We start from the raw sequence: 22,844 nt of genomic DNA on the forward strand, positions 1-22,844 counted from the left end.
GGAGTGATCCTCTCGGGAGTGGGTCAGGCGCTGAGGGCGGCGGGGCCGTCGGTGATGTCCAGGGCGGCGGGGTCGAGCTCGGCCAGCGCCCGCCGGTGGAGCGCGCGGCTCTGCTCGAGCGTCGGCCGGTGCAGGCGCACGCCGTCGGCGTACACGAGGACCTGCAGGTCGCGGCCGGGAGCCTGCGGGGTGCGCACGGCGTCCTCGGGCAGCACCTCCTCGCGGGTGGCGATGCCGTTCTCGTTGAGCAGGCGGCGCGCGGTCTTGCGACCGCCGACCGAGGCCTTGCCGGGTGCGTTCTTCGCGACCGGACGCAGGTCGCGGTCGGTCTCGTCGGGGGAGATGGCGACCAGCTTGTAGACCATCGAGGCCGTCGGGTGCCCCGACCCGGTCACCAGGCGGGTGCCGACGCCGTAGACGTCGACGGGGGCGTCGGCGAGGTCGCCGATGCGGTACTCGTCCAGGTCGCCGGTGAGGACCACCCGGGCGCCGGTGGCGCCCAGCTCGTCGAGCAGGCGCCGGGCGCGGACCGCCTCGACCTCCAGGTCGCCGGAGTCGATGCGGACGCCGCCGAGGCCGGTGCCGGCGACGGCGACCGCGTTGCGGATGCCCTGCTCGGTGTCGTAGGTGTCGACGAGCAGCGTGGTCGAGCGTCCGAGCGTGGCGACCTGGGCCGCGAACGCCTCGGTCTCGGTGTCGTGGGCCAGCGTGAACGCGTGGGCGCTGGTGCCGACGGCCGGCACGCCGTACCGGTAGCAGGCCTGCAGGTTGCTGGTGGCGTCGAAGCCGGCGACGTACGCCGCGCGGGCCGCGGCCACGGCCGCCTCCTCGTGGGTGCGGCGCGAGCCCATCTCCAGCAGCGTGCGGCCGCCGGCGGCGTTGACCATGCGGGAGGCGGCGGAGGCGATCGCGACGTCGTGGTTGAGGATCGAGAGGATCAGCGTCTCCAGCAGCACGCACTCGCCGAAGGTGCCCTCGACGCGCAGGACCGGGGAGCCGCCGAAGTACAGCTCGCCCTCGGGGTAGGCGTGGATGGTCCCGGTGAAGCGGTAGCCGGACAGCCACTTCGCGGTCGGGATGTCGATGACCTCGCGCTCGAGCAGCGAGAGGACCTGGTCGGGGGAGAAGGTGAACGCCTCGACGGCCTCCAGGATCCGGTCCAGCCCGGCCACGACGCCGTAGCGGCGACCGCGGGGCAGGTGCCGGGCGAAGGCCTCGAAGACGCAGTGCCGCTGCGCGGTCCCGTTGGCGATGGCCGCGCGCAGCATCGTCAGCTCGTACTGGTCGGTGAGCAGGGCCGTGCTGGCGGCGGGAGCGACGTCGGGGAGCCGGCGTCCGGCCGGAGCGGCGATCGTGGTGGGCATCGGGGCCTCCTACGGGTTGATGTCATGATGACAATAACTAGATACTGTCAATCTGACAATAACCTCGCGGAAGTTCGCTGGCGTGTCCTGCGTCACGCCCCCGAACGACAGTCGCCCTCCCCGCTCCAGGGAGCGGGGAGGGCGACTGGTCGAGCGGCTTGCCTTAGAGAAGCCGTCCGCAGTTCGGCCACGGGGAGCGGCCGCGCTGGGAGTAGAGGATCTTGGCGCGGTGGGTCTGCTCGCCGGCGGCGGCCTGGTGGGGCATGCCCTTGCCGCCGACGCCACGCCAGGTGGCGACGTTGAACTGGTAGAGCCCGTAGTAGCCGGCCGGGTTGACCGCGCGCGGGTTCCCGGAGGACTCGCAGTTGGCGAGCGCGCCCCAGTTCAGGTGGCCGGTGCCGGGCACGGAGCGTGCCTTCGTGCCGACCAGGACCCGCCGCGGGGCGGGCTGCTTGACGACGCGGCGCTTGACGGTGGTGTCGAAGCGCTCGCTGTTGCGGGTCCAGCGCACGATCCGCACCTGGCGGACGCCGTGGCGGCCCTGGGCGACGACCTTGCGCTTGCCGGGGGCGAGCTTGGTGGTCTTCCGGGTCACGGTGCGCGGCTTGATCTCGTGCCGGGCGACCTTGACGTGGGCCTTGATCCGGATCACCTTCACGGTGTCGGCGTCGCGGACCCGCTTCTTGCTCTGGGCCCGGACCTTGTCGCCGTTGCGGCGCAGTGCCACCTTGTCCAGGCGGCTGACCCGGACGCCGGCGCCGCGCGCGACCGCGACGGGGCGGGTGGCGGTGGTCGTCACGATTCGGGCGGGCTCGGTGCCGACGACCAGCCGGACCTGCTTGCCGGCGTCGGCGGTGGATGCGGGGGCCGGTGCGGCCGGCTCCTCGGCGTACGCCGGGGCGGAGCCGAGGGAGAGGGTCGCGGCGACGGCGACGACGATCGCGGGGACCGGGCCGAGCCGGCCGCGGCTGCGGCGGTCGCTGGTGCTGGTGGTGCTGGTTGAGCTGTTGGTCGTGCTGCTGGTGGTGGTGCGGGACGTATGTCGGACGCGCAAGAGTCAGACCTCGTTCGGTGGGGACACCTGGCGGCTGCCAGGCCGGACGGAAGGCCATGGCGAGCGTCGTGCACCCGGCTCACGGCACAGTCTTCGAACGTAGCGCGGCGGACCTAGCCGACCGGCGGTTGCGGATCAGCTGCCGTCGGGCTCCGCCAGGGGCGCGTACAGGCTCAGGTAGCGCTCGTGCGCCGCGGTCACGGCGCTCCGGTCCCCGGTGGCGAGCAGGTCGAGCAGCAGCCCGCGGACGACCGCGATCCCGAGCCGCGCGTCGACGGCGGCGTTCTGCTCGTCCCCGGTGGCTGTCGCGAACATGCCGGTCAGCGGCTCGAGCCACTCCTCGACGGAGGCCTGCGGGAGGGCTGCCGTGGCCCCGCGGCCCTGGAGCCCGGCGGCGTACAGCTCGAAGAAGAGCCGCTCGTGCGGCCCGGTCTCCGGAGCGGAGAGCTCCTGCCACAGCACCCGGGCGGCGGCGATGGGGTCGGGGTGCTCGACGGCGAGCTTGGCCCGCCGCTCCCGCTGGTGTGCCTCGACCTCCTGCACGACCGCGACCAGCAGGCCGTCCAGGGAGCCGAAGTGGTAGATGACCATGCGGTGGCTGGTGCCGATGGCCTCGGCCAGGCGGCGCAGGGTCCACCCGCTGCTGCCCTGCTCGGCCATCAGCTCGACGGTCGCGGTCAGCAGACGCTGTCGGGGGCTCGCTGCCTGCGACCCTGCCTTCGACCCCGCCTCCAACCCGGCCTCCGACCCTGGGGTCCCTTCGGTCTCCGGCACGCCGTCAGGGTAGTTGACGCTCATCGCAGGTCGCGGGCGACAGCCGCCTCGCTCGCCTGCTTCAGGCCGTTGATCTCCTGGTCCACGTAGCGGGCGGTACGGCGCATGGTGAGGGCGCCCACCAGTCCGGCCATCGGCCCGGTCTGCCGGACGGCGAACCGCACCTCGACCTTCCTGCCGTCCGCGCGGGGCTCCAGCCAGTGGTCGGCGTACGTCGCGACGCCGCCGATCCGGGCCCACCAGCGGAAGTGCCGCATCGGCGTGACCTCGTCGATGGTCCAGGTCATCGCCGGCATCCGCGGCTGGCGCATCTCCACGCTCGTGCCCACCGCCAGCCCGGTGCCCGCGAGGAGTGTCACCTTCTTGATGGACGGGGTCCAGTCGGGCATCCGCTCGACATCGGCGAGCAGCCCCCAAACGGTGGTGATCGGCGCGTCGATGCGGGTTCTCGTGCGGTACTGCGTCGCCATGGTGGCCTCCGGTGAAAGGTGGGTTCGGGTCAGCTGCTGGGGGAGGGGGACGTCGTTCGGATCCGGCCGCGCGCCACCGCGCAGACCGCCCACTCGCCGTCGATCCGCGTGGACACCGTGCAGTCGCAGATCGCCTGGCGATCGCTGCGGTGCCGCACCTCCGCCTCGGCGCGCAGGACGTCGCCCCGGGCCGGCGCCAGGTAGTCGATAGTCATCGACGCCGTGAGCACCCGGGCTCCGAGCACCGAGCCGCCGGCGAAGGTCATCGCGTTGTCGGCGCTGTAGGCGACCAGGCCGCCGTGCGCGAAGCCGTCCTGCTGTCGGTGCTCGGGGCGCAGGGGGATCTCGAGCGTCGCCCGGCCCTCGTCGAACCGGGACAGCCGGGCTCCCAGGAGTCGGCTGAACGGCTGCGCGCCGAGGACCTGGCTCGCCTCGTCGTACGTGGGGGAGGTGCTCATCAGCGGGTCGTCCGGATCGCCGGTCCCGACGCCCACGGCGTCGGGTCTGCGGGACGTCGGCGACCGGCCTGCCAGCGCCTCTCGATGCCGCGCAGCAGTGCCGGATAGACCACCCAGTGGCGCAGTGGCTTGATCAGCGCGAGGTAGACCCGTCCGAGCAGCCCGTTGGGGCGGACCAGCACCGCCATCTGGCCCCGGTGCCCCCCGGCCCCGTCCGGGACCCAGCCGAGGTGCATGACCGTGTGGACCGTGTGGTTCGCCATCTCGGCGGCCCACTCGTCGCTCGTCTCGTACAGCGTGGAGAACGGCACGCCGGAAAGCTCGCGGCCGGGCGGTGCGTGCCGCAGATCGTCGGGGAGCCGGTCGCGCAGCGATGCGACCCGGGCGCCGACCCCGGCGTCCGGACGGTCCCAGCGCAACGCCCGGCCGATCGCCCAGCGCGCGTTCCACAGGGCGCGCACGACGGCTGGCGCGCTGTCGGGGAAGTCGTCGTCGACGAAGGCGTCGAGCAGCGTGGCGAAGTCCGCGTCCGAGCCGTGGGTCTCGATGGCCCACACGTCCTCGAGCGCGAAGTCGGGCGCGACCGTGTGGATCAGCCAGGGCCGGACCTGGTGGGCGGCGGGGAAGAGTCTTCGGGTGGGCTTCATCGTTCGCCTCGCTGCTCTCGGTGGATGGCGGGCGCGGACGGCCCGTTCGATCGAATGTACCATTTGGTACGCCGGGCGGTTCGCCGTCGGCGGAACCCGGGACCGGCACCGATGGCCCTAGGTTCTCGGCCATGATCGTGTGGCTCAACGGGGCGTTCGGTGCGGGCAAGACGACGACGAGCGGCCGGCTCGTGACGCTCAGCGACCGGCTGCGTGCCTTCGACCCCGAGTGGGTCGGCTACCTGCTCGCCACCAACCTGGCCGACCACGAGGTGAGCGACTTCCAGCACTACCCGTCCTGGCGCCGGCTCGTCCCGGTGGTCGCGGACGAGCTGGTCCGGGTCACCGGGCAGCATCTCGTCGCCGCGCAGTCGGTGCTGGTCGAGGAGTACTGGCAGGAGATCCGCGCCGGACTGGCCGGGCTCGGGCACGACGTCTTCCACGTGGTCCTGGACGCCGACGCCCAGACCCTGCACGCCCGCATCGACGCCGACCAGGACGAGCCGGAGCGGATCCGGCCCTGGCGGCACCGGCACGTGGACGCCTACCAGACGGCGCTCGACTGGCTCGCTCCGAGCGCCGACCTGGTGATCGACACCGGCACCCACGGCGCTGCGGACGTCGCGCGGCAGATCCACCTGGCCGTCGCGCCGCGCCTGTGAGGCTGGCGGCGGGGGCGGGGCCGCGAGGGGGCTATCGGGCGGCCAGCTCCCGCCACCGCCGCCCGCCGTCACGGGAGACGTACAGCTGGTCCGCGGTGCCGGGCTGGGCGTAGACGGCGACCCCGTCCGCGGTCGTGTCCATCGCGACCTGCCGATAGGTGCCCGGCTCGTTCCTGGCCGTGAACGGGGCGCCGACGCGCGCCGGGGCCAGGCGGGCCCAGTCCGGGCCCGCGCTGAGGTACAGCCCCAGCGGCCGGGCGCTGGGCCGGTGAAGGCGGTCGTCGCTCCAGGCCTCGATGCCGGCCAGCAGGCGGCCGTCCGGCAGGACGGCCGCGCCCGTCAGGTAGGCCCGGGGCTCGCCCGGCAGATCGACGCTCTCCCAGCTGGCGCCCCCGTCCTGCGAGCGGTGCAGCCGCTCGAACGGGAAGAGCGTCGCCCCGTCCCCACCCTCGACGAGGGCCAGGACGCCGGGCCGCGCGGTCGGCACCGGCGCCAGCAGAGCGCCCGGCTCCGTCGCGAGCACCTCGTCGCGCCAGCTGGCCCCACCGTCGGACGACCACACAGCACGGCTCGTCCTCGCCGGCCCGCCGGGAACGACGCCCAGCAGCGTGCCGTCCGGCTGGTGCGCCAGCGAGACCGTCCCGCGCGGGGTCGGCACCCGGTGCATCCGGGCGGTACGTGGATCCAGCGCCCGAGGCTGCCCGTCGGGAGTGGGCACGAGCGTCTCGCGGTCCGTCACCGGCCCGCGCGTGCCGTCGTCGCGGACCGGGACCGTGCGGCCGTCGGTGTGCACCACCAGCTGGGCCCGCCGGCTCCAGCCGACGTAGAAGGCCCGGCGAGAGAGGGCGGCGAGGGTCGGCTGGGCGCCCCTCGGCACGGCCGTGACCCACCTCGTCCGGAAGCCGTCGCCGGTCACCGCGATCGACCGCTGGCTGCGCTGGCAGCCGTCGTCCAGGCACACCTGCCACACGGTCGCGCGAGCCGCCGCGCTGCCCGGGGCCACGACCAGCTCGAGCAGCTGGGCCTCGGGGTGGTCGACCACCGAGTCGGCGGACAACTGCTGGGCGGGGGCGCCCGTCACGGCCGCCGGCGTCGGCCCGGGCGGGGGCGGCTCGGGAACCCCGTGGGAGCCGGCACCGCTTCCGAGGCTCGCGACGGCCACGGCGGCCACGGCCGCGGCCGTGAAGAGCGCACCCGCGAGGACAGCAGTTCGTCCGAGCCGTGGCGTCCACCGGGACACGCGGCCGGGGCCGTGGGGGTGGGTCATCGCCAGGCCTTCGGGGGTAGGGGCACGTGCGGGCCGCCGGTGGACTGCGGACGACCGTAGGGCATCGCGGACCCAGCCGCGACGGATTCCGGCAAGCCCCCCCGGGGACGTCGTCCACGTGGAACGGCCGTCAGGCCCCGGTCGCGGCCGCCAGGGCGGCTGTCGTCAGGAGTCGCTGCCGGCGGGCGCGGCGCGGTTCGCCGGGGCGGTGCCGAGATCGCCGTCGGTGGCCGCCCACAGGGCCTCGGCGAGCTGCCGCTGGGCGGTCATCGCATAGGTGTTGCCGACGTGGGAGCCGGACCGGTAGACCATCACGTTGCCGACCAGCGGGGGACAGGTGTCCTCGTCGGGGCAGACGGTGTCGGTCAGGTCGAGCAGCTCGACGCCCGGGACGCGCTCGGCGGCGGCGCGCTGCGCGGGCGCACCGGAGCGCTGGATGCCCGTCTGCTTGGGAAAGGTGCAGGCGGTCAGGTTGTCGAGGTTGTCGGCGATGCACTCGGTGACCTGCAGGCCCGGTGAGGGGTTGTCGAGGATGGCGAGCACCGGCACCCCGCTGTCCTCGAGGGTCGACCAGTAGTCGCTGAGGCCGTCGACCAACGCGTCGAAGGTGGCGTCCTCCTCGGTCTCCCCGCCCGGCGGGAGCGCGTCGTCGGCCCGGGTCGAGGTCAGCACGTAGTCCGGCTGCAGCTCGATCAGCTCGTCGATCACCTGCTCGCGCCACTCGTTGCACGACGGCTTGGGCTTGCCCTGGTGCAGGGTGGGGGCGTTGGCGAACGTGCAGCCGTTCTTCACCATCAGCAGCACCCGCCACCCCGCGCCGCGCGCGAGCGCGTCCACCGGGCCGGTCCACTGCGCCGCCTTGGAGTCGCCGACCAGGGCGATGGTGCGCTCGCTGTCGACGTCGCCGAGCTCGCAGCGCCGGACCTCGGAGTCGGTGAGCCCGACGATGCAGTCGGTCTCGGTGTAGACCGCGGGAGTGTCGCTCACGGCGTCGTCGAGCGGCGAGGGGCGCATGCTGTCGACCGAGCGCACCTGGGACCAGCGGGTCCGCTGCGCGTCGCGCTCGAGCAGGGCCGCCGCCCCGGGGGCCTCCCCGGCCGAGGCCCGGTCCACCGGCGACGCGAGCGTGACCGAGGTGATCACCGCGGCGCCCGCGACCGCCGAGGCCGCCGAGACCACCAGCCCCATCGACAGCGCCGCGCGGGTCGAGCGGACCAGGCGGCCGCGCCGGATCGGGTTCTCCACGAAGGTGTAGGACAGCCATGCCGGGATCAGCGACAGGACGGCCGCCAGCACCGTCCAGCGGATCCGGTGCTCGCCGGCGAGGGCATCGGCGGCCACCACGAACGGCCAGTGCCACAGATAGATCGAGTACGACAGCCCGCCGATCCACACCGCCGGCGCGATGCCGAGGAGCCGGTGCGGGCCCCAGGGCACGGCCCGGGAGGCCGGGCCGGCGCCGGCCAGGATCAGGGCGGCGGTGCCGAGCACCGGCAGCGCCGTCGCGGTGCCGGGCCAGGTGGTCGCGTCGTCGAGGACCAGCGCCGCCGCGGCGATGGCGGCCAGCCCGACCCACCCCAGCAGGGCCCGCAGCGCCCCGCGCAGCTGCTGGAGCCGGGGCAGGCCCAGCGCCAGCAGCGCCCCGACCCCGAGCTCCCAGGCGCGGGTGGTGGAGACGAAGAACGCCAGACCGGGCTGGACCTCCGCGTAGTACACGGCGAAGGCGAAGGAGCTGATGGTCACCAGCGTCAGGAGCGCCACCGCGGCGGCCCGCCACCGGGCCCGGGCCAGCAGCACCAGGGCTGCGAGCAGGCACGGCCAGACCAGGTAGAACTGCTCCTCGACCGCCAGCGACCAGAAGTGCTGCACGGGGGAGGGGCCGAGGTCGGCGTTGAGGTAGTCGACCTCGCGGTAGGCCAGCCGCCAGTTCACGACGTACGTCGCGGCGCTCACGATGTCGCCGCCGAACTCGCGCCGGCTGGTCACCGGAAGCACCAGCCAGGTCAGCACCGCGCAGAACGCGAGCACGAGCGTGCCGGCGGGCAGCAGTCGCCGGGCCCGGCGCGCCCAGAAGGCGGGCAGGCTGATCCGCCCGGTGCGGTCCACCTCGCGGACCATCAGCGAGGTGATCAGGAAGCCGGAGATCACGAAGAAGACGTCGACGCCGACGAAGCCGCCCGGCACCCAGGGCAGCCCGGCGTGGTACAGCAGAACGGTCCCGATGGCGATGGCCCGCAGGCCCTCGATGTCGGGACGGTAGGTGGGTGCAGATGCCGAGTCACCTGGTCGCATGACTGGCCTCATGCTGTCACGATCTGTCGCCGGATCGGTGGCATGCGACGAGCATCGGCTGGGGTGCGTCGAAACGCTCGGCTAATCTCGGCTGCTCTCCTCCAACTTCGGTATGTCCGCCCCCCGGCCCCCCACCTACGGAGCACCCCCATGACCGGATCGGTCCTCGTCCGCCTCGCCGCGCCGATGCTCACCGGAGCGCTCGGCCTGGGCCTGCTCGCGGCCTCCCCGGCCGGCGCGGCCCCGCTCGCCCCGTCGTCGTCGGCGGCGTCGTCGGCGGCGTCGTCGGCGTCGTGGTCGGCCCAGCAGGCCGCCGAGCGCGCGGACGCTCGCGCGAAGCAGCGCAACCCCACCGGCCGGGCCGCGGGCAGTCCCGCGAACGGCTCCGGGTTCCTCAAGGTGAGCCTGAGCAACGTCGAGGGCAACCGGATCCGGGTCTCCTGGAAGCGGCCCACGAAGGCCAAGAAGATCAAGCGGTTCGTGGTGCGCACCTCCGGCAACCGGCAGAAGTACAACACCGTGCGGGGCTTCAAGGTGAAGCGGACCAAGCAGTCGGTCGTGGTCCCGCACAACGTCAACGCGACGCCGGCGTCGGGGAACTTCACGTTCGTGCAGGTCCTGGTCAAGCGCACCAACGGGCGGACCGGCAACAGCCCCACCAAGTGGATCCAGGCGTCGCTCGGGGCGGAGTGCCCGGCCGGGCCGCAGGTCAAGGTCGGGACCTTCAACGTCCGCGGCTGGCGCCACGACAAGAAGCTCGGCGCGGGGTTCACCTGGCAGCACCGGGGTCCGCGCGTCGTCTCGACCATCCTGCGCAGCGGGTCCGGCGCGGTCGCCCTGCAGGAGGCCGGCAGCAACGGGGGCCAGGGCTACGGCCCCCAGCGCCAGTGGCAGTGGATCGTCAGCCGGCTCAACGCCGCCGCGGGGTCCTCCGGCCAGTGGCGCGCCGCCTCCGACGACCCGTACTCCGAGGGTGGCCGCGGCTACGTCGGGACCCGGCTGATCTACGACGCCGCCCGCTTCGACCAGCTGGGCACGGGCGTCGCCAGCGTCACCGACCCCAGCGGTGTGCCGAACGCGTGGACGCCGTGGGTCCAGCTGCGCGACCGCGCCAGCGGCCGGGCCTTCCACCTGGTCTCGGTCCACCTCATGGTCGGCGAGAGCCGCAAGGCCTACAAGATCCGGGGCCGGCAGACCCAGAAGGTGATCGCGCTGGCCCGGAGCCTGGCCGCCGGGGGCGGGCAGGTCTTCGTCGCGGGCGACTTCAACTCCACCGTGAACACCAAGCCGAGCAACAACGTGCACCGCGCGATGCTCGCGGCCGGGTTCTACGACGCGTTCGCGACCCGGAACCTGGTGAACTCCAAGTACGGCACCGGCCACGGGTTCAACTTCCCGGTCCGACCCTCGCCGTACCGCCGCGACTACGTGATGAGCCTCGGCCCGGTCCAGGGTTCCTGCGGCCTGTGGAACATGGCCTACCGGCACAAGAAGGACGTCGCCTCCGACCACTTCATGCAGGTGGCCACGCTGCCGCTGGGCTGACCCGGCGGCAGCGCGGCACCCCCTGATGTCGCGCGGTGTCGAGCGGGGTCGAGCGTGTCGCTCAGACGGGCACGTGCTCGGCGGCGACGTCGAGGACCCAGGTGACGCCGAACCGGTCGGTCAGCATCCCGTAGAGCGGTGCCCAGCCGGCGGGCGCCAGCGGGACGACGACAGTCGCTCCGGCGGCCAGCCGGTGCCAGTACGCCGCGACCTCCTCGGCGTCCTGGCCCCGCACCGAGACGAAGTACGGCGCCTGGCCCGGGCTCCACGGCCGTGAGGACGGCACGTCGTAGGCCATCACGTGGAAGCCGTCGCCGGAGACGACCTGGCCCCACATGACCTGGTCGGCCTCGTCGGGGCGCTCGACGCTGTGAGCGTCCTGGTAGGTGACGGCGACCAGGTCGCCGCCGAACACGGACCGGTAGAACTCCAGCGCGGCGCGGGCCTGGCCGCGGAAGTTGAGGTGGGGGACGGTGCTGATGGTCATGGACGTTCCTCTGTTGTCCTGCGGGTCTAGGGACCCGGGTCGGTCGCGGCCGGTCGGCCTGCTGCTCCGACACTGCCGGTAGTAACGGACAGGATGTGTCCTGTACTTCGGGCACTCTGGAGCCATGGCGACGACCTCCGGACGACTGCTGGCGCTGCTGTCCCTGCTCCAGTCGCGCCGCGACTGGCCCGGCCAGCTGCTGGCCGAGCGACTCGAGGTCAGCGAGCGCACGGTGCGCCGTGACGTGGAGCGGCTCCGGGAGCTCGGTTATCCGATCGGGGCCGTCAAGGGTCCCGACGGCGGCTACCGGCTGCAGGCCGGCGCCGAGCTGCCGCCGCTGCTCTTCGACGACGGCCAGGCGGTCGCGCTGGCCGTCGCGCTGCGGACCGCCGCCGGCTCCGGCGCGGAGGTCGGCGAGGACGCCGCCCGCGCGCTGGCCACGGTGCGCCAGGTGATGCCGTCCCGGCTGCGCCACCGGATCGACGCGGTGCAGGTCTCGGCCGTGGGCCCGCGTGCCGGTGCGGCGGCGGCCCGGGTGGATCCGCAGGTCCTCGTCACGCTCGCCGGGGCCGTGCGCAGCCGCGAGGTGGTCCGGTTCGACTACGCACCCGCGGACGTCTCGGCGGACGGCTCCCCCGACCCGGACGTCGACCCGGACGCCGGCCGGCCGCCGCGCCGGGTCGAGCCGCACCACGTCGTGACCCGGGCTGGGCGCTGGTACCTCGTGGGCTGGGACTCGGACCGAGCGGGCTGGCGGGTGTTCCGGGCCGACCGGATCTCACCGCGGACGCCCCTCGGTCCCCGGTTCGCGCCCCGCGAGCTCCCGGACGGGGTCGACGTCGGCACCTTCCTCGCCGGGCGGTTCCGCGGGTCGACCCGCCGCGACGACTGGCCCTGCCGGGGCGAGGTCCTGATCGACCTGCCCGCCGGCGAGGTGGCGCCGTACGCCCACGACGGCCTGGTCGAGGCCCTGGGCCCGGATCGGTGCCGTCTGGTCGTGGGCTCCTGGTCCTGGGCCGGCCTGGTGGCGCTGATCGGGCGGTACGACGCCGAGCTGGAGGTGGTCGGCCCGCCCGAGCTCCGCGCCGAGCTCGCCCGCACCGCCGCCCGGTTCACCCGCGCCGCCGAGCGGGTCCCGGCCCGTCCCGGCCGGGCTGACCGGCGTTCAGGCGGGCCGCCTGCCGGGTGAGGTGGTCGCGCTCGGCGAGGTCGGCCGCCCGGTGGGCGGCCTCGGCGTACAGCCGGGCGGCGCCCGCGACGTCGCCGTCGCGCTCGTGGAGGTGGGCCGCGACGGCGGCGTACCGGGGCAGCGCCGGGTCCAGCTCCGCCAATGCCGCCAGCCCGGCGCGCGCCCCGTCCGCCTCGCCGAGGGCCACCGCGCGGTTGAGGCGGGCGATCGGGCTGCCGGTGAGCCGGACCAGCTCGTCGTACCACTCCACGATCTGCACCCAGTCGGTCTCCTCGGCGGTGCGGGCGTCGGCGTGCAGGGCGGCGATCGCCGCCTGGGCCTGGAACTCGCCCAGCCGGTCCCGGGCCAGGGCGGCCTGGAGGATGGCGATGCCCTCGGCGACCCGCCGGACGTCCCACCGGTCGCGGTCCTGCTCGGCGAGCGGCACCAGGCTGCCGTCGGGCGCGGTGCGGGCCGGTCGCCGGGCGTGGTGGAGCAGCATCAGCGCGAGCAGCCCGGCGACCTCCGGGTGGTCGATGGTGCCGGCCAGCTGGCGGGTCAGGCGGATGGCCTCGGCGGCCAGGTCGACGTCGCCGGAGTAGCCCTCGTTGAAGACGAGGTACAGCACCCGCAGCACCGTGGCGACATCCCCGGGCTGGTCGAACCGGACGCCGGAGACGGTCCGCTTGGCGCGGCTGATCCGCTGCGCCATCGTGGCCTCGGGGACGAGGTAGGCCTGCGCGATCTGCCGGGTGCTCAGGCCGCCCACGGCCCGCAGCGTCAGCGCGACCGCCGACGCCGGGGAAAGCGAGGGGTGGGCGCACAGGAAGTAGAGCTGCAGGGTGTCGTCGCGCGGACTGCCCGGCCCGGGCGGCGGCTCGTCCTCCACCCGCTCCTCACGCCGGCGCCGGGAGGCCTCGGCGCGCGTGGCGTCGAGGAACCGGCGCCACGCCACCGCGACCAGCCAGGCCTTCGGGTCGCGCGGCGGGCTCGGCGGCCAGGTGCGGACGGCTTCGAGCAGCGCGTCCTGGACGGCGTCCTCGGCCGCCGCGAAGTCGGCTCCGCGGCGGACGAGGACCCCGATCACCGACGGCGTGAGCGCCCGCACCAGCGGCTCGTCCACCTCGCCGGGTCCCAGGCCCGAGGTCACGGGGTGACGGTGGGCGGCTGGGTGAGGAACGGGCGGATCTCCAGCCACTCCTCCAGCGGCTTCCCGCCGGCGCCCGGGGCCGCGGAGAGCTCGCCGGCCAGCTCCAGGGCGCGGTCGTAGTCGTCGACGTCGATGACCATCCACCCGGCGATCAGGTCCTTGGTCTCCGCGAACGGGCCGTCGGTCACCGGCGGCCGCCCCTCGCCGTCGTAGCGGACGAAGGTGCCCGCGGGGGAGAGGGCCTGCCCGTCGACGTACTCGCCGGTGCTCTCCAGGCGTGCGGCGAAGTCGCTCATGTACTGGACGTGGTCGGAGATCTCCTGCTCGGTCCACCGGTCCATCGGTACGTCGAAGCGCGGCTCGGGTCCGCCGCGGTAGTGCTTGAGCAGCAGGTACTTGGCCATGGTGTCCTCCTCGATGCGGTGCGGCCCCGGATGGCCGCGCTCACTGCTGGGACGGAGCCGTCGGCCGGTCCTCGACATCGAGGGCGGCCCGTCTCGGAATCTAGTGGGCACGAGGGCCACATGCGCCTAGCCTCGGCAGCACACCGGCCCGGACGGGCGGGGACGACGGGCGTGGACAGGAGACCGTGGTGCCGCACCGGATCCTGCACCTCTCCGACACGCATGCGGGCGCCACCGGCCGCGACCAGCACGATGTCGACGCCCTCGCCGCGCTGGACGGGCTCCTGCACGACTGCCGGCACCTGCCGAACCTCGACCTCGTGCTGGTGACCGGCGACGTCGCCGACGACGGCTCGGCCGAGGGGTGCGCCGCGGTCCGCGAGCGGGTGGGCCGCTTCGCCGCCTCCCGCGGCATCCCACACGTCTACACGACCGGCAACCACGACCGGCGCCCGGGATTCACGCTGGCGCTGGGGACCGGGCACCTCGACGACACCGGCGCCGACGTCGGGGTCATGCTCGACGGGCTCGACGGGCTCGACGGGCCAGGCGGGTCCGAGGGGGAGCGCGCGGCGGTGAGCATGGTCGGCGGCTTGCGCGTGGTCACCCTGGACAGCCTGGTCCCCGGCGCCGTCCACGGGGTGGTGAGCCGGCGGCAGCTCAGCGCGTTGCGCGGGCTGCTGCGCGACCCGGCCCCGGCCGGGACCGTCCTCGCCCTGCACCACCCGCCCATCCACACCCAGTCCGCGCCCTGGATGCGCCCGGGCGGGCTGCACAACCGCGACGAGCTGGCCGAGGTGATCGCGGGCACCGACGTGGTCGCCGTCCTCTGCGGCCACTTCCATCTGCAGCTCGGCGGGCAGCTCGCCGGGGTGCCGGTGTGGGTGACGCCCGGCGTGGTGACCCGCATCGACCTGACCGCGGCGTCCGACGTGGTCCGCGCCGTCCGTGGCGCCGGCGCGACAGTGGTCGACCTGGGTGGGCCGTTCTCCCCGTCCTTCCACGTCCTGCACGCGCGGGACGCGGAGGTCGGGCAGCAGGTGTACGTCGCCGACCCGGCCGGCTTCCGGGACGGGTCAGCGGGGACCGGCCGATGAGCGAGGACCACCGGGTGTCGCGGAACCCGGCTGAGCCGCCCAAGACCGGCGCGGCCGGCGCGCGCCGGTGGTCGGACTACCTGGACTGGGTCCGCGAGGACTGCATCGGGGCGGTGACGTCGCTCTCCGAGCAGGAGCAGCGCGCGGCGCTGCTGCCGTCCGGCTGGACCCCGCTGGAGCTGCTGCACCACCTGGTCCACATGGAGCAGCGCTGGTTCGTCTGGGGCTTCCTCGGCGAGGAGGTCGCGCAGCCGTGGGGCGACTGGAACCGTGAGGAGCCGTGGGAGGACACCGACGTGGTCGCCGCGGAGGCCCGCTGGCGGGTGCCGGAGGGCCTGACGGCCGAGGCCGTCGCCGAGCGCCTCCGGGCCCAGGGCGAGCGCACCCGGGCCGTGCTGCGCGACCACGACCTGGGGGAGCCGGGCCGCTCCGGTGGCCGCTTCGGGGCGCAGCCGCCCACGCTGGAGTGGATCTGCTTCCACGTCCTGGCCGAGTACGCCCGGCACGCCGGCCAGCTCGACGTCGTCGTGGAGCTGCTCGAGGAGCGCCGGTAGCCGCGGACCCCGAGGAGGGCCGGCTACCGGGCGTCGCTGAGTTGCCCGAGTGCCACCCGGCCCAGCTCACGCGCGTGCACCTCGGCGCTGTCGATCACCGGCAGCGGGCTGTCCTCGGGGCTCACCAGCAGGCCGATCTCCGTGCACGCGAGCACCACCGCCTCGGCGCCCTGGTCGGCCAGCCGCCGGATCACCTCGACGTACGTCGCGCGGGAGGCGTCGCTGATGATGCCGCGGGTGAGCTCGTCGAACACGATCGCGTCGACGATCTCGCGGTCGGCGGCGTCCGGGGCGACCGCGGCCACCCCGTGCCGGGCGAGCCGGTCGGCGTAGAACGTCTCCTCCATCACCCAGCGGGTGCCGAGGATGCCGAGCGTCCGCCAGCCGCGCCGGGTGGCCTCGGCCGCGACCGCGTCGCCGATGTGCAGCAGCGGCACGTCGAGCGCGGCCTCGACCTGGGGCGCGACCTTGTGCATCAGGTTGGTGCAGATCGCCACGGCGCTCGCGCCCCCGGCCACACAGCGCTGCCCGGCCTCGGCCAGCAGCTCGCCGGCCCGGTCCCAGTCGCCGCGCACCTGGCATTCGCGGACCTCCGCGAAGTCCAGCGACTGCAGCGCGATCCGCGCCGACGCGTGGCCGCCGCGCGCGGCCGAGACCATCTCGTTGATGATCCGGTAGTAGGTCGCGGTCGAGTGCCAGCTCATGCCGCCGATCAGGCCCAAGGTCTCCATGGCCACCATCCTCCGGCCACCCCGGATTCATAGGTAGCCTGCGATTGCCGAAGGCAGCCCTTAGCGGATCTAATGGACAAGTGGATCCTCGACGCGTGCTGCTGTTCCGGACCGTCGCCCGGTCCGGCTCGCTGAGCGCCGCCGCCCGGGAGCTCGGGTCGACCCAGTCGGCCGTCAGCCAGCAGCTGCGGCAGCTCGAGCGCGAGGCGGGCGGGCCGCTGCTGGTGCGCACCACCCGCGGCACCCGGCTCACCGAGGCCGGCACGGCGCTGCTGGCCCGGGCCGACGCCGTCCACGGCGCCCTGCACCTGGCGCGCGAGGAGCTCGGGGCACTCGCGAACCTGCGCGCCGGGACGGTGCGGCTGGCCGCGTTCCCGTCCGCGGCCGCGACGCTCGTGCCGCCCGCGGTCCGCGCGCTCTACGACGACCACGCCGGCGTCCAGGTCACGCTCGTCGAGACCGAGCCGCCGGAGGCCTGGGCGGCTGTCCTCGCCGGCGACATCGATGTCGCCCTGGTCTTCGGGTACGACGGCCCGCCCGCCGACGACGGCTCGCTGGCGTGGGTGCCGCTCGGCGTCGAGCCGCTCTCGCTGGTCCTCGCTCCGGACCGCGACGCACCCGCCCGGCCGGCGCCTTCCTGGCTCGCCGAGCAGGACTGGGTGGCCGGCTGCGAGCGGTGCCGCCAGCACCTGGTCGAGAGCTGCCGGGCCGCCGGGTTCGAGCCGCGTCTGCTGCACGAGAGCGACGACTACGTGGTCGTGCAGAACCTGGTCGCGCACGGGCTCGGCGTCACCGTGCTGCCCCAGCTCGCGCTCACCGCCTTCCGCCACCCCGAGGTCGAGGTGCGCCGTGCGCCGGCGTTCGGCGAGCGGCACGTCGGGATGGTGCACCGCCAGGGGGCCGAGGACGTGCCCGCGATCCGGGCGCTGATGGAGCGGCTCCAGGCCGGAGCCGCGGGAGTCCTCGGCGGGCACTGACCCGGGGGACCCCCGAGCACCACCGCGCACCACCGGGGACCGCGCAGCGCCGGCGGCACGGTTGGACCCCGGGGTCGGGGGTACCGCCGCGCGCATGAGCGGTCTCCCGCAGGTCTCGGTCGTGATCATCACCCGGGACCGGCGAGACGACCTCCTGCGGACCCTGGAGCGGCTGCGGCCCCTGGTGCACTCGGGGGAGATCGCCGAGCTCATCGTCGTGGACAACGCCTCGACCGACGGCACCGCGGCCGTAGTCCGCGAGCGGATGCCCGGCGCCCGGCTCCTGGTGCAGCCGAGGAACCTCGGCGCGGTCGGGCGCACGGTCGGCGTCGAGGCCAGCCGCTCGCCGGTCGTGGCCTTCGCCGACGACGACTCCTGGTGGGACGCCGGAGCGCTGTCCGCGGCGGCGCGGCTCTTCGGTCAGCACGACGCGCTGGGGCTCGTCCACGGGCGCCTGGTGGTCGAGCCGGCCGGCACCGACGACGCCGCCTGCGCCCAGCTGGCGACCGGTCCGCAGCACCCGGGCCTGCCCGGGCCGTCGATCATGGGCCATCTCGGCTGCGGCGCCGTCGTCCGGCGCGCGGCGTACCTGGAGGTCGGCGGCTACAGCGCCGTGCTCGGCTTCGGCGGCGAGGAGGCGCTCCTGGCGCTGGATCTGGCCGCGCACGGCTGGGCCCAGTGCTACGTCGACACGATCGTGGCCCACCACGCGCCGTCCTCGAGCCGCGAGGACTGGCCGACCCGGTGGGCGCTCTACCGGCGCAACGACACGCTGACCGCGCTGATGCGGCTGCCCGGGCGCACAGCCCTCCGGGAGACGGCGCAGCTGGTGCGCCAGGCCGTCGCCGACCCCGTCGTGCGCCGGCAGATGCCGCAGTTCCTGCGGCGGCTGCCCGCGGCGCTCCGGCGCCGCCGCCGGGTGGACGACGAGGTCTGGCAGCAGTGGCAGGACGCCCGGTCGGCGGCCTGAGCGCGGCCTGAGGGCGGACGTGCAATCCGATTGGGGTCCGGGCGCCGAACACCAGATGGGCGCCATCCGGGCGCTCGGCAGACGGGGCCCGGGTGGCGTGCTCGCCGCCCGGGGCCGGCTGGCGACCCAGCCGGCCCCGGTGTGGTCAGGCCTGGACGGCCTCGACCAGCCAGTCGCCGGTGCCGTACGGGTCCTCGAGCGGCTGGGACCCGTGCTCGTGCACGATGCGCCAGACCCGGTCCTCGCTGCGGCGCACGACCCAGGTCATCCGCATCGGCAGCGGCCGCGGCTGGCCGGCGCCCTCGAACTGGTACTCGATGACGCCGCAGACGGTGGCCAGGTCACCGCTCTCGAAGACGTCGGGACCGTCGGTCCAGCGCCAGTCGAGCAGCAGGATCGGGGCCTCGAAGTAGTCGCGCCAGCCTTGGTGGATGCGCTCGCCGCCGCGGTTGGTCCAGCGCGGGCCCTCCACGAAGACGTAGGTGTCCTCGGACTTGTCGAAGCAGTCCAGCACGCCCTCGAGGCTGCGGTCACGCAGCGAGTCGAGCATCAGGGTCGCGGTGTCGAGGGGAGTGCGGTCGGGCGAGCCGATCATGGGGTGCCTTTCTCGGGCGGGGGAGGGACGGTCGGGCGACGGTCGTCGCCCGAGGGATGTCAGTGCTGGATCTCGGTGCTGGATCAGTGCTGGAGCTCCGCCAGCTCGTACGTCGTGCCGTAGTGGCCCCACACGGAGCGGACCAGCGTGAGGTCCTCGGGCAGGACCCAGACGTCCTCGGCGTCGAGACCGTCGGGGGAGCAGCGGTAGTGCACGGTGTCGAACTCGCCGGCGCGGACCCGGAGCCGCTCGGTGCCGATCCGCTCCACGGTCATGGCGGTGGTGGCCAGCATCGGCCCGGAGGCGCCGTTGGGCAGCGCCGAGGAGAGCAGGATCCCCTCGAACCGGGTCGGGCCCTGGTCGTCCGCGGCGAGCAGGCCGGCCTGCCAGCCGTCGCCGGCCACCTGGTGCGCCCCGAACATGGGGGCGCGCCCAGGCGTGGCGAGGCGCTGGCTGAGCCGGCCGACCCCGACGCCGTCCACCTCGGCCGTGGCCTCGGTGTCGGTGAAGCGGAACCACCCGGAGCCGACCAGACGGTCGGCGACCACGACCCGGACGTAGCTGTCCCGGGGCCGCCAGTCCGCGCCCACGGTCAGCGTGACGTCCCGCAGGATCTGCGCGTCGTCGATCTCGCTCACCGTGCGCATGGTCCGGCTTCCATCGGCCGCGTGGGTGACGTGGAACCACTCCCGGCCCCGCTCGGCCCCGTCGGGGCCGAGGTAGGCGAGCCGGCCGCGGCTGGTCCGGTGCTGCATCCCGGCTCCCCGCTAGTCCTCGATCCAGGACCGGTCGAGGTCCCGGAGGCTGAACAGGGAGGAGGCCGTGTGGCCCTTCAGGCGGTTCGAGTACGCCTCGACGTACCGGGCGGTGACGGTCGGGATCAGCGGGACGACCTCGAGCTCGCGCTCCTGGACGGCACGCCACGCGGCCGCGGGGTCGGCCGGGGCGCCGATGGCCTCGACGAGCAGGCGGTCCAGCTCCTCGTCCGCGAAGCCGGTGTAGTTCGCGCTGGACTCCGAGTGCATCGCGGAGAACGCGTACATCGGCGTGTAGCCCGAGGAGAGGCCCGCCTCGATGCTGAGCATCATCAGGTCGAAGTCGCCGGAGACGAGCTTGGGCAGGTAGGCGGCCGACTCCTGGGGCGAGAGGGTCGCGTCCAGGCCGAGCTCGCGCAGGTTCGCCTGGATCACGGTGCCCATCGAGACGCTGAGCGGCTCGTTGCGCACGATCAGCTCGATCTCGGTGCCCTCCTTCACGCCGGACTCGGCCAGGGCCGCCTTGGCCTGGTCGAGGTCGGCGGAGTCGCCGTACGTCCCGCCCAGCTCGGCGTCCCAGTTCGGCGTACCGTCCGCGAGCACGGTCGAGGCCGGCTCGGCGACGCCCTTGAAGACGGTGTCGACGAGCTTGCCGCGGTCGATGGCCCAGGCCACGGCCCGGCGGAACGCCGCGTTGGCGGTGGGCTTGCCCTCCTTGAGGGAGGGGAAGATCGTCGGCATCAGCGCCGAGCGCGGGGTCACCTCGACCTGGACGCCGCGGCCCTTGAGGTTCTCGACCTGGTTGAACGGCACCATCGGCATGATGTCGGCGCTGCCGGTCGCGACGTTCGCCATCCGGCCGGCGTCCTCGGTGACGGTCCGCATCACGACACCGTCGAGGTAGGGCTGCTCGGCGACGAAGTAGTCGTCGTTGCGCTCCAGCTTCACCTGGACGCCCTGGTCCCAGGTCACGAACTTGAACGGTCCGGTGCCCATCATGGTCTGGGCGTAGGTGTCCGAGGGCAGGTACTCCTGCTCGCTGGAGAGGATCGGGATCTGGGCCAGGATGCCGGCCAGCACGTCGTGGCGACGCGAGAGCGTGAGCACGACGGTCCGCTCGTCGGGGACGGCGACCTCGGTGATCGGGGAGAGGCCGGCGAACCAGATGGAGGCGTTCGCGGGGTCCAGCACGGTCTCGATGGTGAAGGCGACGTCCTCGGCGCTGAGCGCGGAGCCGTCGTGGAAGCTCACGCCCTCGCGGACCGGGATCGTGACGGTCAGCCCGTCCTTGCTCACGGTCGGCTCGGCGGTGGCCAGCTCGTTCTCCAGCCCGCCGTCCTCGGTCCAGCGGTAGAGCGTGTTGTAGACCAGCCCGACCAGGTTGTAGGTCCCGAAGACGTTGTACTTCAGGGGGTCCAGGCTGGTGGGGTTCGCCACCCAGTCCACGGTGACCGTGCCGCCGCGCTGCGGCGTCCCGTCGGACTCGGAGCTGCCGCCGCCTTCGCTGCCGCCGGAACCACAGCCCGCGAGGACGAGCGCGAGTGCACTCCCGACGACCGCCATGCGCCCGAGACGACGCCACCTGCGCTGAGAGCGCATGGACCACTCCTTCAGTTGTTCTTGCTGGTGGAACGATGTTCCATCTTGCGGAAGGAGGCTAGGGGGCCGGTGTGATCTGCGTCAACCACCTGATCGAGGCCCGATCACTGCCAGGCGTCGTCCACCCGGTGCTCGGCGAGCACGTACGTCGTCGCCAGCCGGTCCGAGCGCAGCTTCACCAGCATCGAGATGTCATCGGCCGTGACCCACAGGTGCTCCTCGACCCCCGGGCGTGCGCTCACCACGAAGTGCTCGGTGCGGAACTCGCCGGCCGGCACCTGGACCGTCTCCTCGCCGAGGAGGATCTGGCGCAGTCCACGGTGCTGCTCGATCATCGGCCCGGTCGACCCGTCCGGCAGCAGCGAGGACGTGAACCCGTTGCGCACGTCCTGCCAGCCCTCGACTGACCGGTCGTGGCAGGGGGTGATCCAGGAGTCCCCGGCCACGGCGTGCGGCACGAAGTAGTCCAGCTCGCCCTCGATGTCGACCTCCTGGTGCACCTCACCCCGCCCGCGCACCACGCTGCGGCCGGTGAGCCGGCCCGGGGCGAAGGTGAACCAGCCCTCGCCGAGGAACTCCCCGGCGATCCGCTGGCTGACGAAGGAGCGCAGCGGGCGCATCCGCGGGTCCACGGTGTGCACCACCCACCGCTCCACCCGGCTGTCGAACATCCGGCAGTGCGCCTGCAGGGTCCGGGTGCCGTCGTCGGCGCAGGTGATCGAGAAGGACTCCCGCCCGCGCAGGCCCGTGTCGCCCTGGTAGTCGATGCGTCCGGTGTGGATCGTGCTCACGCGTGCTCCTGTCGTGGCGGGTCTGCGAGGACCCGGCACGCTAGCGGGCCGGGCCGGGTGGCCGGGTGGCCGGTGCGGTGCGTTGCCCGGCGACGAGCGCGGTCAGCGCCACGGCGAAGCCGGCGAGCTGGACGGCCGTCAGCGACTCGCCCAGGGCCGCCACGCCGATGGCCGCGGCCACGAGCGGGGAGAGCAGGCCGAGGAGTGCGGTCGCGGTGACCGGCAGCAGGCCGATCCCGCGGAACCACACGGCGTACGCGACGAAGCCGCCGACGGTGCCCAGCCACAGGTAGCCGAGGACCGCCGGTCCGTCGAGGTGCGGGGGCGGCCCCTCGACCGCGATCGCCAGCGGGAGCAGGACGAGGCCGCCGGCCGAGAGCTGCCACCCGGCGAGGGTCAGCGGCCCGACGCCCGCCGGTCGGCCCCAGCGCTTGGTGAGGGTCACGCCGAGGGCCATGGAGGCGGCGCCCGCGAGCCCGGCGAGGACGCCGACTGGGTCGAGCGCGGCCGTCGGTCCGAGCACGACCAGCCCGACCCCGGCGGCGCCGGCGAGGGCCCAGCCGGTCCGCCAGGCCGACGGGGCCTCGTGGAGGACCGCGACGGCGAGGCCCGCGACGATCACCGGCTGGATCGCTCCCACGGTGGCAGCCACCCCGCCGGGAAGCCGCTCGGCCGACACGAACAGCAGAGGGAAGAAGGCGCCGAAGTTGAGGGTGCCGAGAGCCGCTGCCTTCCACCACCAGGCACCGCGGGGCAGGATCCGGGTCAGCGCGACGAGCAGAAGACCGCCGGGGAGCGAGCGCAGCAGGGCGGCGAGCAGCGGGCGGTCGGGCGGCAGCAGCTCGGTCGTCACCGCGTAGGTGGTGCCCCACGCCGCGGGCGCCAGCGCGGTGCAGGCGATCACGAGGAGGGCCGGGCTGCGGGGAGCCGGTGGCCGGGCCGGCCGGGCCGTCCTCAGGGTCTCGGAGAGGGGCACGACACCAGCGTTTGGCGTCGTCATCGATCTGTCCAACACATGGTTTGCATGGGACCG

24 protein-coding genes are annotated in these 22,844 nt (G+C 74.1%); 7 read left to right on the forward strand and 17 right to left on the reverse strand.

Going from position 1 to position 22,844, the window contains the following annotated elements; all coding sequences use genetic code 11:
• Nucleotides 1-23: 23 nt before the first annotated feature.
• The 6 genes from EBO35_RS05955 to EBO35_RS05980 form a co-directional block, all read right to left on the reverse strand.
• A complete protein-coding gene (locus EBO35_RS05955) occupies nt 24-1,364 on the reverse strand; it encodes a nicotinate phosphoribosyltransferase (RefSeq protein ID WP_122816906.1) in 1,341 nt (446 codons plus the stop codon).
• A gap of 163 nt (nt 1,365-1,527) precedes the next feature.
• A complete protein-coding gene (locus tag EBO35_RS19895; protein ID WP_122816907.1) occupies nt 1,528-2,418 on the reverse strand; it encodes a resuscitation-promoting factor in 891 nt (296 codons plus the stop codon).
• 135 nt (nt 2,419-2,553) lie between these two features.
• The gene (locus tag EBO35_RS05965; RefSeq protein WP_206422688.1) at nt 2,554-3,192 is read right to left on the reverse strand and encodes a TetR/AcrR family transcriptional regulator; all 639 of its coding nucleotides are present in this window, start codon (nt 3,190-3,192) and stop codon (nt 2,554-2,556) included.
• A 20-nt stretch (nt 3,193-3,212) separates the two neighbouring features.
• Nucleotides 3,213-3,662 (reverse strand): SRPBCC family protein, encoded by a 450-nt coding sequence (locus EBO35_RS05970; RefSeq protein ID WP_122816909.1) that lies wholly within the window; start codon nt 3,660-3,662, stop codon nt 3,213-3,215.
• Between the two features lie 29 nt (nt 3,663-3,691).
• The gene (locus tag EBO35_RS05975; protein WP_122819372.1) at nt 3,692-4,120 is read right to left on the reverse strand and encodes a PaaI family thioesterase; all 429 of its coding nucleotides are present in this window, start codon (nt 4,118-4,120) and stop codon (nt 3,692-3,694) included.
• On the reverse strand, nt 4,120-4,767 hold the full coding sequence (locus EBO35_RS05980; RefSeq protein WP_122816910.1) for a DUF2867 domain-containing protein: 648 nt from the start codon (nt 4,765-4,767) through the stop codon (nt 4,120-4,122). Before EBO35_RS05980 ends, EBO35_RS05975 begins: the two co-directional genes overlap by 1 nt.
• 131 nt (nt 4,768-4,898) lie before the next feature.
• Between EBO35_RS05980 and EBO35_RS05985 the strand changes: the two genes are divergently transcribed.
• Nucleotides 4,899-5,429 carry an ATP-binding protein gene (locus EBO35_RS05985; protein ID WP_122816911.1) on the forward strand — a complete coding sequence of 177 codons (531 nt, stop codon included), beginning with the start codon at nt 4,899-4,901 and terminating at the stop codon, nt 5,427-5,429.
• 31 nt (nt 5,430-5,460) lie between these two features.
• Here the strand turns inward: EBO35_RS05985 and EBO35_RS05990 are convergent, their stop codons facing one another.
• On the reverse strand, nt 5,461-6,510 hold the full coding sequence (locus EBO35_RS05990; protein ID WP_164477840.1) for a beta propeller repeat protein: 1,050 nt from the start codon (nt 6,508-6,510) through the stop codon (nt 5,461-5,463).
• A 351-nt stretch (nt 6,511-6,861) separates the two neighbouring features.
• Complete coding sequence (locus tag EBO35_RS05995; RefSeq protein ID WP_164477841.1) at nt 6,862-8,988, reverse strand: acyltransferase family protein; 2,127 nt, start codon at nt 8,986-8,988, stop codon at nt 6,862-6,864.
• A gap of 150 nt (nt 8,989-9,138) precedes the next feature.
• Here EBO35_RS05995 and EBO35_RS06000 point away from each other — a divergent pair, with 150 nt between their 5' ends.
• Nucleotides 9,139-10,533 carry an exonuclease/endonuclease/phosphatase family protein gene (locus tag EBO35_RS06000; RefSeq protein WP_122816914.1) on the forward strand — a complete coding sequence of 465 codons (1,395 nt, stop codon included), beginning with the start codon at nt 9,139-9,141 and terminating at the stop codon, nt 10,531-10,533.
• Nucleotides 10,534-10,594: 61 nt separating this feature from the next.
• Here EBO35_RS06000 and EBO35_RS06005 read toward each other — a convergent pair whose 3' ends face one another.
• Complete coding sequence (locus EBO35_RS06005; protein ID WP_122816915.1) at nt 10,595-11,020, reverse strand: VOC family protein; 426 nt, start codon at nt 11,018-11,020, stop codon at nt 10,595-10,597.
• A gap of 124 nt (nt 11,021-11,144) precedes the next feature.
• Between EBO35_RS06005 and EBO35_RS06010 the strand changes: the two genes are divergently transcribed.
• Complete coding sequence (locus EBO35_RS06010) at nt 11,145-12,209, forward strand: helix-turn-helix transcriptional regulator (RefSeq protein ID WP_122816916.1); 1,065 nt, start codon at nt 11,145-11,147, stop codon at nt 12,207-12,209.
• Here EBO35_RS06010 and EBO35_RS06015 read toward each other — a convergent pair.
• Together EBO35_RS06015 and EBO35_RS06020 are read right to left on the reverse strand one after the other, a co-directional pair.
• A complete protein-coding gene (locus tag EBO35_RS06015) occupies nt 12,133-13,338 on the reverse strand; it encodes an RNA polymerase sigma factor (RefSeq protein ID WP_241153884.1) in 1,206 nt (401 codons plus the stop codon). The genes EBO35_RS06010 and EBO35_RS06015 overlap by 77 nt on opposite strands.
• On the reverse strand, nt 13,335-13,742 hold the full coding sequence (locus tag EBO35_RS06020) for a YciI family protein (protein ID WP_122816917.1): 408 nt from the start codon (nt 13,740-13,742) through the stop codon (nt 13,335-13,337). The genes EBO35_RS06015 and EBO35_RS06020 overlap by 4 nt, the downstream gene beginning before the upstream one ends.
• Before the next feature lie 188 nt (nt 13,743-13,930).
• On the opposite strand from EBO35_RS06020, the gene EBO35_RS06025 reads away from it, so the two are divergent.
• Nucleotides 13,931-14,839 (forward strand): metallophosphoesterase family protein, encoded by a 909-nt coding sequence (locus EBO35_RS06025; protein ID WP_164477842.1) that lies wholly within the window; start codon nt 13,931-13,933, stop codon nt 14,837-14,839.
• Nucleotides 14,836-15,393, forward strand: coding sequence for a mycothiol transferase (locus tag EBO35_RS06030; RefSeq protein ID WP_122816919.1), 558 nt, complete (start codon nt 14,836-14,838; stop codon nt 15,391-15,393). Before EBO35_RS06025 ends, EBO35_RS06030 begins: the two co-directional genes overlap by 4 nt.
• Nucleotides 15,394-15,416: 23 nt before the next feature.
• Here EBO35_RS06030 and EBO35_RS06035 read toward each other — a convergent pair whose 3' ends face one another.
• A complete protein-coding gene (locus EBO35_RS06035; protein ID WP_122816920.1) occupies nt 15,417-16,124 on the reverse strand; it encodes an aspartate/glutamate racemase family protein in 708 nt (235 codons plus the stop codon).
• An 80-nt stretch (nt 16,125-16,204) separates the two neighbouring features.
• Between EBO35_RS06035 and EBO35_RS19905 the strand changes: the two genes are divergently transcribed.
• Nucleotides 16,205-17,101 carry a LysR family transcriptional regulator gene (locus tag EBO35_RS19905; RefSeq protein WP_127480218.1) on the forward strand — a complete coding sequence of 299 codons (897 nt, stop codon included), beginning with the start codon at nt 16,205-16,207 and terminating at the stop codon, nt 17,099-17,101.
• 94 nt (nt 17,102-17,195) lie between these two features.
• On the forward strand, nt 17,196-18,071 hold the full coding sequence (locus tag EBO35_RS06045) for a glycosyltransferase family 2 protein (protein WP_122816922.1): 876 nt from the start codon (nt 17,196-17,198) through the stop codon (nt 18,069-18,071).
• 145 nt (nt 18,072-18,216) lie between these two features.
• On the opposite strand, the gene EBO35_RS06050 is transcribed toward EBO35_RS06045, so the two are convergent.
• From EBO35_RS06050 to EBO35_RS06070, 5 genes are all read right to left on the reverse strand, one after another.
• Nucleotides 18,217-18,666 (reverse strand): YybH family protein, encoded by a 450-nt coding sequence (locus EBO35_RS06050; RefSeq protein WP_122816923.1) that lies wholly within the window; start codon nt 18,664-18,666, stop codon nt 18,217-18,219.
• 83 nt (nt 18,667-18,749) lie between these two features.
• Nucleotides 18,750-19,421 (reverse strand): hypothetical protein, encoded by a 672-nt coding sequence (locus EBO35_RS06055; protein ID WP_122816924.1) that lies wholly within the window; start codon nt 19,419-19,421, stop codon nt 18,750-18,752.
• A 12-nt stretch (nt 19,422-19,433) separates the two neighbouring features.
• Nucleotides 19,434-21,020 (reverse strand): ABC transporter substrate-binding protein, encoded by a 1,587-nt coding sequence (locus tag EBO35_RS06060; RefSeq protein WP_122816925.1) that lies wholly within the window; start codon nt 21,018-21,020, stop codon nt 19,434-19,436.
• A gap of 104 nt (nt 21,021-21,124) precedes the next feature.
• Nucleotides 21,125-21,811, reverse strand: coding sequence for a DUF3108 domain-containing protein (locus EBO35_RS06065; protein ID WP_122816926.1), 687 nt, complete (start codon nt 21,809-21,811; stop codon nt 21,125-21,127).
• Nucleotides 21,812-21,851: 40 nt separating this feature from the next.
• The gene (locus EBO35_RS06070) at nt 21,852-22,787 is read right to left on the reverse strand and encodes an EamA family transporter (RefSeq protein ID WP_241153885.1); all 936 of its coding nucleotides are present in this window, start codon (nt 22,785-22,787) and stop codon (nt 21,852-21,854) included.
• Between the last annotated feature and the right edge of the window lie 57 nt (nt 22,788-22,844).

Origin of the sequence: Nocardioides pantholopis (genome assembly GCF_003710085.1) — a bacterium.
GTDB lineage: Bacteria > Actinomycetota > Actinomycetes > Propionibacteriales > Nocardioidaceae > Nocardioides > Nocardioides pantholopis.